This is a genomic window from Curtobacterium sp. LFS084 (assembly GCF_047977705.1).
Lineage (GTDB): Bacteria > Actinomycetota > Actinomycetes > Actinomycetales > Microbacteriaceae > Curtobacterium.
Window position 1 is genome coordinate 1 of record NZ_JBFPFM010000029.1, and the last position, 13018, is coordinate 13018.

Sequence of the window (13018 nt, forward strand, 5' to 3'; positions counted from 1 at the left end):
GGCGCGGGGCGCGGGGCTCGGCGCGGGCCGGGGCGCAGCCAGCGCGGCCCGCTACGGCGCGAGCGTCGGGACCGTCCCCGTACCGGTGAGGTCCGGCAGCGTCACCCCGGCGATCGCCAGCACGGCGGTCGCGACCGCCCACACCAGCACGAGCGTGCCGACCCCGCCGAGCACGGCCCCGAGGAGCGCGACCGGCCGCTGCCAGGTCGCCTCCGGCCGTCGCAGCGTCAGGATCGAGAGCACGAGCGCGAGGACGCCGAGTGCCACTCCGACAGCGTGCACCGTCGCGGGGGCCGTGAACCACCAGGCCGCGAGACCGAGCGTCGCCAGCCCGGCGACGGCGCCGAGGGCCGCGGCCGGAGTCGTCCCGAGACGCTCGGACGACGTGGTCCGGTCCGCGGACGTCGCGCGTCCGGTCCGTGCTGCCAGGAGGCGCGGCTCGGCCCCGCCACGGACCGTCCTGGGCGTCGTGGTCGCCGGCACCGCGGAGGGCACCGCGTCCGCGTCGCTCACCGGGGTCGTGGCCGACCGGGTGCGGGTCGGCCGCGAGGACGTCCGGGTCCGCGGGGCGCGCGGCTGCTTCGTGCGGCCCCGTCCCGGGCGGTCCGCACCACGGCGCGACCGGTCGGGGTCGCGCGTCGGCAGCTCGATGAGCGGGAGTGCCTCGGTCGGCGGGAGCGCGTCACCACGGGGGCCTGAGGTCGTCGTGACCCCCGGCGTCGGCGGGGCGATCACGGCGTCGAAGGCCGGTGCCGGCGTGGGTGCTGCCGGGGAGACGGCGGCGGGGCGCTGGTGGGCGAACCGTGCCGGGGTGCGGTAGCCGATCGGTCCGGAGGGCTCCGGTTCCGACCCCTCGACGACGACGTGCTCGAGGCCGGGCACCGAGAAGCGGGGCTGTCCGACGCCGGGCACCGTCGGGCCGACCGGGGCGGCGACGGGCGCGGCACCCCCAGCATCCGCGGCACCCCCAGCACCTGCGGCACCCGCGGCACCCGCGGCACCCGCGGCACCGGCGGCACCCGCGGCTCCGGCGGCACCTGCGGCTCCGGCGGCGTCGATCGGCGAGACGGGGGCCGGGCCGACCGCGGCCGCGTTGAACGGGACGGTGTGCACCGTGGGTGACGTGGGTGCCGGCGGCAGGAGGTGCTCCTCCGGCGGGAAGTCGGGCACCACGACGGCGTCGTCGTCGAGCGTCGGTGCCGGAGCAGCAGCGGGGAGCGTCGTGCCGGGCGCGACCGTCTCCGGGACGGGGGTCTGGGCGACGGGGGCGGGGCGCGCCTCCAGGCCGTCCATCGCGTCCTCGGGGGGAGCCGTGACCCAGTCGGGGACGGCGCGACGCGGCCGGTCCTCGTCCGGCATGCGGTGCGATGCCACTGCGGTGTTCCCTCCGTAGGCTGATCCATCGTCAGTTCTAACGGCAACGCGTGCGGCTGTCGCAGCCCCAGTTCCGGGGTCGCCGGTACGGTCGGGTGATGACCGGAATCGAACACCGTCCACTCGGGCCGTCCGGGCTCGTCGTCTCCACCGTCGGCATCGGCTGCAACAACTTCGGCCGACCGGGCACCCAGACCGAGACGCAGGAGGGCACGGACGCCGTCGTCCACGCGGCCCTCGACGCCGGCGTCACCCTCTTCGACACGGCCGACGTCTACGGCGGCCGCCCCGGACTGTCGGAGGAACTGCTCGGCCGGTCGATCGCGGGTCGCCGTGACGAGGTCGTCCTCGCGACGAAGTTCGGCATGGACATGCGGGGCGCCAACGGACCGGACTGGGGTGTGCGGGGCTCGCGGCGCTACGTGCGGCTCGCCGTCGAGTCCTCGCTGCGGCGCCTCGGCACGGACTGGATCGACCTGTACCAGATGCACGGTCCCGACAGCGTGACGCCGATCGAGGAGACCCTGTCGGTGCTCGACGACCTCGTCCGCGAGGGCAAGATCCGCTACGTCGGCCACTCGAACTTCGCCGGGTGGCAGATCGCCGAGGCCGAACTGACCGCGTCGATCGCCGGCACCACGGCGTTCGTCTGCGCGCAGAACGAGTACAGCCCGCTCGCCCGGGGCGTCGAGGATGAGGTGCTGCCGGCGGTCCGGGCGTACGCGCTCGGGTTCCTGCCGTACTTCCCGCTGTACAACGGCCTGCTGACGGGCAAGTACACGCGGTCCGGCGGGCCCTCGGACGGACGTCTCACCCGAGCGAAGCCGCAGCTGCTGCAGGACGCGCCGTGGGAGATCGTCGAGGCGTTCCAGCGGTTCTCGGACGAGCGCGGGGTCACGATGCTGCAGGCGACCTTCGCGTGGCTGCTCGCGCAGCCGGGGTTGTCGAGCGTCATCGCCGGGGCGACGAAGCCGGAGCAGATCCGGCTGAACGCGGAGGCCGGGAGCGCGTGGGAGCCGTCCGAGGACGACCTCGCCGAGATGACGCTCGTGTTCGACGGCGCCTGACCGGGCGCCCGCCGGGCGCGCCGGTGGGCGTCCTCACGCGCTGGCCGACAGTTCACGGGCGGACCGTCGCGTGCGGTGTCGCTCAGCGCGTGAGGACGGTCGTCGTTCGGGACGGGAGGCGCGGTGCGGGGCGGCACCGCGCCTCCCGTCGTGCAGGCGGTCGCGACCTACATGTCGCGGTAGCGCTTCGCGGACGCGAGGGCCTCGCGCAGCTCGGCAGCGGTCAGCCGCGGGCCGTACCCGGGGGTGTCCCGCTGGATGCGCCAGCCCTCGGCGAGCGGCCCCGCGTCGACCACGTCGAACCCGAACTGGTCGATGAGGTCGGTCACGACGCGCTTGGCCTCGGCGTCGTCCCCGGCCACCACGAGTGCGCGGCGGTCGGGCGTGCCGGCGGGCGAGGCGTGCCCGGTGAGGTCCGCGGCGCCGATGTGGTTGAACGCCTTCACGACCCGGGCGCCGGTCAGGTGGTCCTGCAGGAGCTCGGCCGTCGTGGTCGTCTCGTCGTCGAGCGCCGCGATCTGCCCGTCACGCCCGGGGTAGTAGTTGTTCGTGTCGATCACGACCTTGCCCACGAGGGGCTCGACCGGGATGCTCTCGATCGCGCCGAGCGGGACCGTCACCACGACGATCTCGCCTGCGGCCGCCGCCTCGTCACGCGTCGCCGCGCGGGCGCCGTCGCCGAGCTCCGCGACGAGGTCCGCCGGGGTCTCGGGGCCGCGGGAGTTCGCGATCACCACCTCGTGTCCGGTCCGCACCGCCAGCCGTGCGAGCTGGGATCCGATGTTGCCTGCGCCGATGATGCCGATTGTCGTCATGGTGCCGAGCAACGTCCGGAGCGGTCCCGGACATTCCCGACCGCCGACCCCGCCGCCGAGGGTGCATGATGGCCGCATGGACCACGAGTTCCGCGACGAAGCCGACCAGGACCGCTACGCGATGTACGTCGGTGGCGAACTCGTGAGCGTCATGGACTACCGCGAGAACGACGACGCGATCGCGTTCCCGCACACGTACACGGTGCCGAAGCACCGCGGCCACGGGTACGCCGCCGAGCTCGTCGACTTCGCGGTCGCCGACGTCGAGGCGAACTCCAGCAAGCGCATCGTCCCGATGTGCTGGTTCGTCGGCAAGTGGTTCGACGACCACCCCGAGAAGGCAGACCTGCTCAGCCGCGGCGCTGCGGACTGAGCCGGACCGAAGGGCGCCGCGCATGCCGACGATCACCCCGTTCCTCTGGTACGACGACCAGGCCGAGCAGGCTGCGGAGCACTACGTCGCGCTGTTCCCCGACAGCCGCATCGACAGCGTGAGCAGGACCCCGGACGGGCGGACCCTCGTGGTCGAGTTCACGCTCCTCGGCTCGCCCTACCGTGCGATGAACGGCGGTCCCGGGCACGAGCACACGGACGCGGTCTCGTTCCAGGTGGACGTCGACGACCAGCAGGAGCTCGACCGGATCTGGGACGGCCTGCTCGCCGACGGTGGCCGGCCGAGCCGCTGCGGGTGGCTCTTCGACCGCTGGGGCGTGGCGTGGCAGGTGACCCCGTCGATGATGGGCGACCTGATGACCGGCTCCGGCGATCCCGCGGCGAACGCCCGCGTCTTCGAGGCCATGCTGCAGATGGAGAAGCTCGACATCGCGGCCCTGCAGGCCGCGGCGGCGGGTCGCTGAGCCGGCCCGATCCGTACCCGCCGGTATGGTGGCGGAACCGAACACCGCCGGCAGCGACCGGCACCGACAGGCTGGAGTCACGGCGATGAGCGAACCGAGGCCGGATGTCCGCAACAGCGACATCGGACGGGCCTACACGGAACTCGCCCGCATCACCCGGCGTGCGAGCATCCGGGCACGCGGCTCGGAGTCGATCCTGAGCGTCGTCGACCAGTCCCTCGTCGACTTCGTGGTGCAGCACGAGGGGTGCATGGCGATCGACATCGCCCGGTACCTGCGGCTCAACCGTTCGACGATCTCGCGGCAGCTGTCCGGGCTGCTCGCGGCCGGGCTCATCCGGACCGTCGACGGCGGCACCGGCAACGCGAAGCCCCTCGTGGCCACCGATGCCGGCCGGGCCGCACTCGACCGGTCCGTGCAGCTGCACCGTGACGCGCTCGACGAACGGCTCGCCAGCTGGTCGGACGACGACATCGCGCTGCTCGCCGGGCTCCTCGAACGGCTCGGCGCCGCGGACGAGGCCGGGCTGCCGATGCCCGGCCGCCCCGCCACGTCGTGACGACCTCGTTCGTCCTGCTCTCGGACACGCACCTGCCGAAGCGCGCGAAGGACCTGCCCGCCGGGCTCTGGGCCGACATCGACGCCGCCGACCTCGTGGTGCACGCCGGTGACTGGGTCGACCTCGCGACGCTCGACGCCGTCCAGGCACGCTCGGCCCGCTTCGAGGGGGTCCGCGGCAACAACGACGGCCTCGAGTTCGACGACCGCCTGCCGCTCGAGGCGCACTTCGCCGTCGAGGACCTCCGCTTCGCCCTGGTGCACGAGACGGGTGCCGCGACGGGCCGTGAGCGTCGCATGACGGCCGCGTACCCGGACGTCGACGTGCTCGTCTTCGGCCATTCGCACATCCCGTGGGACACGGTCGCCCCGTCGGGGCTCCGCCTGCTCAACCCGGGATCGCCCACGGACCGTCGCCGCCAGCCGGACCACACGTGGATGCGCGGCGCGGTCGACGGCCGCGACCTGACGGTCGAGCTGGTGCGGCTGCCCCCGGCGACCCGCTGACGGACGGGAGGCGCGGGGCGGCCCCGACCCGCGCCTCCCGTCCGCCCCCACGCACGTCCGGACCCGCCTACTGCCCTCCCCACCGGCGGGCCGTCGCGCCCAGCGACACGTCACGGCCCGTCGGGCGCGTGCGGTGTCGCGCAGCCCGTGACCACGGCGTCGGCGATCGCCATCGGCATCCGGAAGAACGCCGCCTCCCACGCGGTCGACGTGCGGAACGCGCGCGTCATGGCGCCGCGCTCGGCGGGCGTCGCCGCGGCCGCGAGGCGTTCGACCCGTGCCGTCGCCTCCGCCGAGGCCTCGGCGAACGCGGGATCGCCGTACGCGCCGATCCAGTCCGCGAACGGGTGGTCGGGGCCGACCGTGCCGATCTGCGTGCCCACCCAGGCGTAGACACGGAAGCACGGCAGCACCGCCGCGGCGAGCACCCCGGCGGACCCGGAGTCGGCAGCGGCCTGCAGGTGCGCGAGGTAGCCGGCGCAGACCGGGTGGACGGGGTCCTCGGCGTGCGACCCGGCGAGCCGTCGGTGGTGGAGGTCGCGCGCCTCGTCGGCGCAGCCCTGGGCCGATGCCTGCCAGAACGCGGCCTCGGCCCCGGTCGTCCACGAGCCGAGCAGCGCCAGGTGCCGCTCGTACGCGCGGAGGTAGTGGACGTCCTGCGCGAGGTACGCGGCGAAGACCTCGGGGTCGAGCGTCCCGGCACGCATCCCGGTGAGGAAGTCGCACGCCATCGTCTCGTGCAGGACCCCGGCGACGTCGTCCCACCAGCGGTCGGTCCACCGCGGCTCCGGCAGCGCCGCACGGACGAGGGCCCCGTGGTCGACCGGCCCGTTGCCGGTCCCGACGTCGAGGGCGTCCGCGCCGCGGAGGGCCGCGGTGAGCCAGTGCTTCGCTGTGCCGATCGCGAGCTCCCAGTCGCCGTCGCGGGCAGCGAGCGTCGCGATCGCGCTCGACAGCGAGCACCCGGTGCCGTGCGTGTTCGTGGTCCGGACCCGGGGTGCGGTGAACCGCCGGAGGACCCCGGCCGGACCGACGAGGACGTCCTCGGCGGTGTCGCCTGCGTCGTGGCCGCCCTTCGCGAGCACGAGGACGTCCCAGGTGCGGGCGATCACGAGGGCCTGGTCCTCGGGGGAGTCCGGGGTCTCCGGGCTGTCCGGCTGGTCCGGCCGGTCTCGCCGCTGGTCCGGTCCGTGCAGCGTGGCCAGCTCGGCGAGCACCGCGAGTTCCGCCCGGTTCGGCGTCACGAGGTCGGCGAGACCGACGAGCGCCACCATCGCCTGCGAGGCGTCCTCGTCGAGCAACCGGTCTCCGCTCGTCGCGACCATCACGGGGTCGACCACCACGACCGGCGGGCGGTGCTCGCGGAGCCACTCGGTCACGACCCGCACGACCTCGGCAGTGCCGAGCATCCCGATCTTCACCGCGTCGATCGTGACGTCGTCCGAGACCGCGTCGAGCTGCTCCCGCAGGAACCCGACGTCCGGCACGTGCACCGAGCGCACCCCGCGCGTGTTCTGCGCGACGAGCGCGGTCACGACGCCCATGCCGTAGCCGTCGTGCGCCGCGACGGCCTTGAGGTCCGCCTGCATCCCCGCCCCACCCGTCGGGTCCGTCCCGGCGATGCTCAGCACGCGCGGGATGCGCGGGGTGCGCAGCGGTTGCGGGGTGTGCGGGGCGTGCCGGGGGCGCGCGTCTGCGGCGTTCACGCGTCCGCCCCGTGGTGCGCCCGGTCGGACGGGAGGCGCGGGTCGCCGCCGGTACGTCGGCCGTCGGCACCGGACCAGGCCGCGACGAGCGCGGCGGCGGCGGAGCCCGGGTCGGCCGCCGCGCAGATGCCGGACACGACCGCGACGCCGGCGGCCCCCGCGTCACGCAACGGTCCGACGTCGTCGAGCGTCACCCCGCCGATCGCCACGCACGGCAGGTCCGTGCCGCGTGCGAGCCGGGCGAACCCGGCGTGCCCGAGGGCCGGCGGGTGGTCGGCCTTCGTCGCCGTCGGGTGCACGACCCCGACCCCGAGCAGGTCGACGGTGCCGCGGGGGAGTGCGGCCACGGCCGCGAGGTGCTCCGGGCTGTTCGCGGTCAACCCGACGTGCGCGCCGGGACCGAGCAGGGCACGGGCCGCCGTCACCGGGACGTCCGACTGGCCGAGGTGCACCCCGGCGACGCGGTGCCCGGCGTGCCGAGCCGCGAGGGCGACGTCCAACCGGTCGTCGACCACCACCGTCGCCCGGTCACCCACGGCGTCCGCCACCGCCGCGGTCAGCGCCAGCAGGTCCCGCGCCGACGCGTGCTTGTCGCGCACCTGCACGATCCGCACTCCGCCGTGCACCGCGGCCCGGACGACCCCGAGCACGCCGATGCCGTGCCGGTCCGACAGCACGGGGTCCGTCACGAGGTACACCCCGAACCCGCCGGCGCTCACGCGGGCACCGCCGGGGACTCGACCGTGATCCGTGCCGTGCGCACGACGTCCTCCGGCGAGAGCGACGTCAGACGGTCGAGGAACAGCGGCTGGAACGTGCCAGGCCCGCCGGCCTCCCGCGCGGCGAGCTCGGCCGCGATCGTGTGCACCGCGGTCGCGGCGACGGCGGCCGCCCCCGGATCGTCCGGCGAGACGGCCGTGAACGCGGCGACCACGGCACCGAGCGCGCACCCGCCGCCGGTGATCCGCGTGAGCAGCTCCGTGCCGTTCGCCACCCGCACCGGACCGGTGCCCGGCGCGACCAGCAGGTCGACCGGACCGGACACGGCCACCGCGGCCACGCGCCTCCCGGATCCGCTCGGGCCGGACACGGCGTCGACCGCAGCCGCTCGTGCCTCGTCGGGACCGACCGTGCTGTCGACGCCGCGGCCACCGGCGGAGGCGCCGAGCACCGCGAGCACCTCGGAGGCGTTGCCCCGCAGTACCGTCGGACCGAGCGCCAGCAGGTCACGGGCGAGCGCCGTCCGGACCGGCAGCGACCCGACCGCGACGGGGTCGAGGACCCAGGGCGTCCCGGCGTCGACGGCCGCCGCGGCCGCCTCGAGCGATGCGGCCCTCGGCTCCGCGTGCGGGGTACCGGTGTTCACCAGCAGGGCGTCGGCGACCCGGGCGAACGGCCCGGCCTCGGACACGACGTCGACCATCGCGGCCGAGGCGCCGAGAGCGAGCAGCACGTTCGCGGTGACGTTCTGCACCACCGTGTTCGTGATGCAGTGCACCAGGGGACTCCGGGCGCGGACGGCCTCGAGGAGCGTGGCGGTCCGATCGGCCCAGTCCGGGTGGGGACCCCCGGCGGGCGGAGTGGGTACGGGCGCAGCAGTGTGCATGGACGATCCCTTCGCGAGTACGAGCTCGAGCAGGTTCGACGGGTGTGATCTCAGCCGCCGGTCGCGGCACCCCGTGTCTCGACCGACACCGTACACGAACTGCTCCGTCGTCCCCGGTCACATGACGGGTCCCGTGTGACAGGGTTGACGGGTGCCAGACACCACGCCTCCCGGGCCCCCACCCGGCCCCCGCGATCCCGGCGACGCCTGGGCGGTCGGACCCGACGGCACCAAGGCCTGGGGACGGTTCGGTGCGGCCGGACTCCTCGTCGACGACGGCTCCGGCCGGGTGCTCCTGCAGCACCGCGTCGAGTGGAGCCACCACGGCGGCACCTGGGGGATCCCCGGCGGAGCCCGACACCAGGGCGAGGACGCCGTGACCGGCGCGCTCCGCGAGTCCGCTGAAGAGGCCGGCGTCCCCTTCGACGGTGTCGACCTCCGGCACACCGCGGTGCTGGACCTCGGGTTCTGGACCTACACGACGGTGGTGGGGCGCGCCTCCCGTCCCTTCGAGCCGGTGATCGCGGACCGCGAGAGCCTCGAACTCGCCTGGGTGCCCGTCGCCGACGTCGAGGACCTGCCCCTGCACCCCGGGTTCGGCGCGTCCTGGCCGGCGCTCCGGGCACGGATCGAGACCACCCCGCACGTCGTGGTGGACGCCGCGAACGTCGTGGGCAGCGTGCCGGACGGCTGGTGGAAGGACCGACCCGGGGCGGCGTCGCGGCTGATCGGGTCGGTCGAGGCGCTCGCCGCAGCGGGGGTGCCCGCCGACCGGTTGGCCCTGCCGTTCGACCGGTGGTGGCCGCGGTGGACCGTCGTGCTCGAGGGCGAGGCGCGCGCCGCCGACCCGTCCGGTGCGCCTGGTGCCGGTGATGCTGGCGCTGCTGGTGCTGGTGCTGGTGCTGCTGCTGCTGGTGCTGCTGGTGCTGCTGGTGCTGCCGGTGCTGCCGGTGCTCCGGTCGGCGGTGCCGGCGGTGCTGGCGCTGCTGGCGTTGCCGACGCGGCGGCTGGCCGTGCCGTCGCTGCCGACCAGGTGTCCGTCGTGCGGGCGCCGGGGTCGGGTGACGACGCGATCGTCGAGGCCGCACGGGCGGCGGTCGCCGTGGCCGACGCCCCGGTCGTCGTGGTGACGGCCGACCGAGGCCTCCGAGCCCGCGTCGAGGACCTCGGCGCCGTCGTGCACGGGCCGTCCTGGCTGCGCGACCAGTTCTGACGTGAGGTGCCGGGCGCCCGCTCGCGCCCCGTGCGCGCCGGCCCGCCCGCGCACGGTGCGGTGTTGTTCGTGCCGTGCGGTGTCGGCGGCTCGGTGACGGGCTGTGTCGTCGCACGGAGCGGTCAATCGTGCACCGGGTGGCGGAGCCCGCACGGTGCTGCCCGCGCTGGCCCGCCTGCGCACGGTGCGGTGTTGTTCGTGCCGTGCGGTGTCGGCGGCTCGGTGACGGGCTGTGTCGTCGCACGGAGCGGTCAACCGCGCACGGGGTGGCGGAGCTCGCACGGTGCTGCCCGCGCTGGCCCGCCTGCGCACGGTGGGGTGTTGTTCGTGTCGTGCGGTGTCGGCGGCTCGGTGACGGCCTGTGTCTTCGCACGGAGCGGTCAACCGCGCACCGGGTGGCGGAGCTCGCACGGTGCTGCCCGCGGCCCCGCCCGACCCGCCGCACCGGCCCCGACCGACCGCCCCGCGGCGCCTGCCCCGACCGACCGCCCCGCCGCGCCTGCCCGCGCCCGCCCCCTACGCCGGAACGCCCCGCCGCGACGACACCAGGATCGCCACCCACGACACCACCCCGAGCCCGACGACCACCCACAGGATCGTCGGCACCGCCACGACGTTCGCCACCGCCGCGATGACCGCCGGCGCCAGGAACCCGGCGTACGCCGCCGCGTAGAACACCCCGGTGAGTCCGGCCAGGTCGCGCGCCCCCGCGATCCGCTGCACCTCGAGCAGGCTCGACACGAGCGCGATCCCGATGCCCAGGCCGATCACCACGTTCGCCGCGAGCCCGATCACCACGGACTGCAGCTGGATCGCCACGACGACGACCGCGATGCCCCCGGTCATGAGCGCCACCGCGACGAGCAGCCCGCGGGCGGACAGGAGCGAGGTGAGCCGGCCGGCGAGGGGCTGCACCGCGCTCGACACCCCGAGCGCGACGACCGTGGCGGCGGTCGCGAACACGAGCCCCCACTGCCCGGTCGCACCGGCGAGCTTCGTCGGCAGGTACCCGTACCCGATCGCGGCGGAGCCGAAGATCCACGGCGCGGCGACGAGCACGACCCGGGTGAACCGGCGGTGTCCGGCGCTCGGCACGGCGAGCTGCCTCCACCACGGACCCGGCAGGCCTCCGGTGCGGCTGGTCTCGGGCGTCCGCCACACGATGACCGCGAACGGGACCGCGACGCAGATGTGCACGAGGAAGGGCAGCACCTCGGGGATCGGGCCCCACTGCGCGATGAGGCCGGCGACGAGGGCACCGGACGCCGACCCGAGGGTGAACGCCAGCGACGCGCGGCGGGCACCGGACCCGGCGTCGGCGGACGGGTCGAAGCGGCGTTGCGAGAGCTCCTTCACCCAGCTGTTGCCGACCGCCATCGCGATCCCGACGGTGACCCCGGAGAACAGGCGTCCGGCCATCAGGAACCCCGCGCCGAGCGGCCCGAACGCCAGCAGCCCGCTGCCGACGACGGCCGAGACGATCCCGACGAGCATGAGCGGGCGGCGGCCGTGCCGGTCGGACAGCGACCCGGCGACGAGCAGCGCCGGCGCGAGACCGAGCACGTACACGCCGAGGAGGACGTTCACGAGCAGCGACGAGTAGTGCGCGCGCTCCTCGTACATGAGGAGCAGCGGCGAGAACTGGTTCCCGCCCCACGAGCACACGAACACCGCTCCCCACACCGCGACCCACGGCAGGACCCGGGCCGACGGCAGCGCGACCGACCCGGTTGTGGGGATGCTCCCGGTGCCGACGCCCGCGCTCACAGCGCGCCCCGGTGCGATGCGACGTGGGCGCCGAGAACCTCGGCGTACCGCGCGGCGTCACCCGCGTCGAGCGCGGCGGCGAGGGCACGGTGGTCGTCGAGGGACGCCTGCAACTGGGACGGCTGGAGCCGCATGAGGTGGTGCCGCAGCCGCTGCTGTCGGTCCCGCAGGGTCCGCGCGAACATCACGGCGATCGCGTTCCGCGACGCCTCGATGACCGCACCGTGGAACTCCGCGTCGACCTCGATGAACCGGTCGACGTCGCCGGTCGCGACCGCCTGCTCCTGCTCCGCGAGCATGGCCCGGAGGCGCGGGGCGACGTCCGACACGCGGCCGTCGGTGACGACGCGGGTCGCCGCGGTCGACTCGATCGCCTCCCGCATCTCGAGCACGTCGGCCGCCTCGCTCGGGGACATCGGGCGGACGACGGCACCCTTCCGGGACTCGAGGGTGAGCAGGTCCTCGGCGGCGAGCCGCAGGAACGCCTCGTGCACGGGGGTCCTCGACACGCCGATCTCCAGGCAGAGTGCGTTCTCGCTGATCGCCGTCCCGCCCGGGAGGTCCCCGCGGATGATCGCGCGCTTCACGTGGTCGTACGCCCGCTCGGACGCCGCCGGGCCGGTGGTGGTCGTGCTCGGAGTGCTCACGGAGGACGATCCTACGCCTTGCATGCAACGGTGCATGCACTGCTGTCACACGCTGTTCACGCGTGGACCGGTACATCGGCGCCCGGAGCCGGATACGCTGGGCCACCACGTCAACGGAGACGTACAACAGGAGGTTCCGATGGAGCGGATCACCAGGGCCGACGATCGCGTGCACCGCCCGGCAGGGCCGTGGACGCCGACCGTGCACCGGCTGCTCGCCCACCTGCACGAACAGGGGTTCGTCGCGGCACCGGAACCGATCGAGCTCGGGCACACGCTCGAGACCGTCTCGTTCGTCCCCGGTGCGGCGGGGGAGTACCCGTGGACGGCCGACGTCGCGAGCGAGGCAGCCCTCGTCACGACCGCCCGGCTGCTGCGGCACTACCACGACGCCGCGGCGACGTTCCCGCGCGACGACGACCGCGACCTGTGGTCCCAGGCGGAGCGGTACCCGGCCGAGACGATCGTGCACGGCGACTTCGCCCCGTACAACTGCGTCTACGACGGCATCGCCGCGGTCGGGCTCATCGACTTCGACACGGCGCACCCCGGGCCGCGGGTGTGGGACGTCGCGAGCGCCGTCTACCGGTTCGCCCCGTTCACCACCGGTGAGGTCGAGGGGTCCACCGCGCCGTCGCTCGACGAACGACTCGACCGTGCCGCCGAGTTCTGCCGCGCCTACGACCTCGACGCCCGGTCGCGCCAGGTCCTCGCCGAGACGATCATCGCCTCGCTCGTCGCCCTCGTCACGACGATGGAGACCGAGGCGGCCGCGGGCAACCCGAAGTTCGTCAGCGACCTGCACCACGGCCACGCCGACCTGTACCGGGCCGACGTCGCGTACATCGAGCGGCACGCGGCCGACATCAGCGCCGCCGTCGCCTGACGGTGGTGCCGGGCA

At 74.8% G+C, this 13018-nt stretch carries 14 protein-coding genes and 1 riboswitch; of the genes, 7 read left to right on the plus strand and 7 right to left on the minus strand.

Annotation, left to right across the window (positions count from 1 at the left end):
* Positions 1–51 precede the first annotated feature (51 nt).
* Positions 52–1374, minus strand: a complete 1323-nt coding sequence (locus ACNQOV_RS13790; protein ID WP_416395140.1) for a hypothetical protein — start codon at positions 1372–1374, stop codon at positions 52–54.
* A gap of 98 nt (positions 1375–1472) precedes the next feature.
* Between ACNQOV_RS13790 and ACNQOV_RS13795 the strand changes: the two genes are divergently transcribed.
* Positions 1473–2441 carry an aldo/keto reductase gene (locus tag ACNQOV_RS13795; protein ID WP_416395142.1) on the plus strand — a complete coding sequence of 323 codons (969 nt, stop codon included), beginning with the start codon at positions 1473–1475 and terminating at the stop codon, positions 2439–2441.
* A gap of 167 nt (positions 2442–2608) precedes the next feature.
* Here the strand turns inward: ACNQOV_RS13795 and ACNQOV_RS13800 are convergent, their stop codons facing one another.
* Complete coding sequence (locus ACNQOV_RS13800; protein WP_416395144.1) at positions 2609–3256, minus strand: NADPH-dependent F420 reductase; 648 nt, start codon at positions 3254–3256, stop codon at positions 2609–2611.
* 76 nt (positions 3257–3332) lie between these two features.
* Between ACNQOV_RS13800 and ACNQOV_RS13805 the strand changes: the two genes are divergently transcribed.
* The 4 genes from ACNQOV_RS13805 to ACNQOV_RS13820 all read left to right on the plus strand — a co-directional run bounded on the left by ACNQOV_RS13805 (position 3333) and on the right by ACNQOV_RS13820 (position 5178).
* Complete coding sequence (locus ACNQOV_RS13805; protein ID WP_416395146.1) at positions 3333–3629, plus strand: GNAT family N-acetyltransferase; 297 nt, start codon at positions 3333–3335, stop codon at positions 3627–3629.
* A 22-nt stretch (positions 3630–3651) separates the two neighbouring features.
* Positions 3652–4113 carry a VOC family protein gene (locus ACNQOV_RS13810; RefSeq protein WP_022907743.1) on the plus strand — a complete coding sequence of 154 codons (462 nt, stop codon included), beginning with the start codon at positions 3652–3654 and terminating at the stop codon, positions 4111–4113.
* Positions 4114–4198: 85 nt separating this feature from the next.
* Positions 4199–4672: a MarR family winged helix-turn-helix transcriptional regulator gene (locus ACNQOV_RS13815; RefSeq protein ID WP_187290518.1), complete on the plus strand. Its 474-nt coding sequence runs from the start codon at positions 4199–4201 to the stop codon at positions 4670–4672.
* Complete coding sequence (locus ACNQOV_RS13820) at positions 4669–5178, plus strand: metallophosphoesterase family protein (protein WP_416395149.1); 510 nt, start codon at positions 4669–4671, stop codon at positions 5176–5178. The genes ACNQOV_RS13815 and ACNQOV_RS13820 overlap by 4 nt, the downstream gene beginning before the upstream one ends.
* Positions 5179–5288: 110 nt before the next feature.
* Here the strand turns inward: ACNQOV_RS13820 and ACNQOV_RS13825 are convergent, their stop codons facing one another.
* The 3 genes from ACNQOV_RS13825 to thiM all read right to left on the minus strand — a co-directional run bounded on the left by ACNQOV_RS13825 (position 5289) and on the right by thiM (position 8490).
* Positions 5289–6884 (minus strand): bifunctional hydroxymethylpyrimidine kinase/phosphomethylpyrimidine kinase, encoded by a 1596-nt coding sequence (locus ACNQOV_RS13825; protein ID WP_416395152.1) that lies wholly within the window; start codon positions 6882–6884, stop codon positions 5289–5291.
* Positions 6881–7603 (minus strand): thiamine phosphate synthase, encoded by a 723-nt coding sequence (gene thiE / locus ACNQOV_RS13830; protein WP_416395154.1) that lies wholly within the window; start codon positions 7601–7603, stop codon positions 6881–6883. Before thiE ends, ACNQOV_RS13825 begins: the two co-directional genes overlap by 4 nt.
* Positions 7600–8490, minus strand: coding sequence for a hydroxyethylthiazole kinase (gene thiM / locus ACNQOV_RS13835; protein WP_416395156.1), 891 nt, complete (start codon positions 8488–8490; stop codon positions 7600–7602). The genes thiE and thiM overlap by 4 nt, the downstream gene beginning before the upstream one ends.
* A riboswitch (TPP riboswitch) is annotated at positions 8479–8574 on the minus strand. It overlaps the preceding gene by 12 nt.
* A gap of 67 nt (positions 8575–8641) precedes the next feature.
* Here thiM and ACNQOV_RS13840 point away from each other — a divergent pair.
* Positions 8642–9703 carry an NUDIX domain-containing protein gene (locus ACNQOV_RS13840; RefSeq protein WP_416395158.1) on the plus strand — a complete coding sequence of 354 codons (1062 nt, stop codon included), beginning with the start codon at positions 8642–8644 and terminating at the stop codon, positions 9701–9703.
* 516 nt (positions 9704–10219) lie between these two features.
* Here the strand turns inward: ACNQOV_RS13840 and ACNQOV_RS13845 are convergent.
* Together ACNQOV_RS13845 and ACNQOV_RS13850 are read right to left on the minus strand one after the other, a co-directional pair.
* Entirely contained in the window at positions 10220–11470 is a 1251-nt protein-coding gene (locus ACNQOV_RS13845) for an MFS transporter (RefSeq protein ID WP_416395160.1), read from the minus strand.
* Positions 11467–12117: a GntR family transcriptional regulator gene (locus ACNQOV_RS13850; protein ID WP_416395162.1), complete on the minus strand. Its 651-nt coding sequence runs from the start codon at positions 12115–12117 to the stop codon at positions 11467–11469. The genes ACNQOV_RS13845 and ACNQOV_RS13850 overlap by 4 nt, the downstream gene beginning before the upstream one ends.
* Positions 12118–12256: 139 nt before the next feature.
* On the opposite strand from ACNQOV_RS13850, the gene ACNQOV_RS13855 reads away from it, so the two are divergent.
* Positions 12257–13003 (plus strand): phosphotransferase enzyme family protein, encoded by a 747-nt coding sequence (locus ACNQOV_RS13855; protein ID WP_022905193.1) that lies wholly within the window; start codon positions 12257–12259, stop codon positions 13001–13003.
* Positions 13004–13018 lie beyond the last annotated feature (15 nt).

What these genes read in the sequence shown, in the direction of transcription:
- ACNQOV_RS13795 (WP_416395142.1), top strand. Translation starts at nt 1,473, where the DNA reads ATGACCGGAATCGAACACCGTCCACTCGGGCCGTCCGGGCTCGTCGTC.
- ACNQOV_RS13800 (WP_416395144.1), bottom strand. Translation starts at nt 3,256, where the DNA reads ATGACGACAATCGGCATCATCGGCGCAGGCAACATCGGATCCCAGCTC.
- ACNQOV_RS13805 (WP_416395146.1), top strand. Translation starts at nt 3,333, where the DNA reads ATGGACCACGAGTTCCGCGACGAAGCCGACCAGGACCGCTACGCGATG.
- ACNQOV_RS13810 (WP_022907743.1), top strand. Translation starts at nt 3,652, where the DNA reads ATGCCGACGATCACCCCGTTCCTCTGGTACGACGACCAGGCCGAGCAG.
- ACNQOV_RS13815 (WP_187290518.1), top strand. Translation starts at nt 4,199, where the DNA reads ATGAGCGAACCGAGGCCGGATGTCCGCAACAGCGACATCGGACGGGCC.
- thiM (WP_416395156.1), bottom strand. Translation starts at nt 8,490, where the DNA reads ATGCACACTGCTGCGCCCGTACCCACTCCGCCCGCCGGGGGTCCCCAC.
- ACNQOV_RS13855 (WP_022905193.1), top strand. Translation starts at nt 12,257, where the DNA reads ATGGAGCGGATCACCAGGGCCGACGATCGCGTGCACCGCCCGGCAGGG.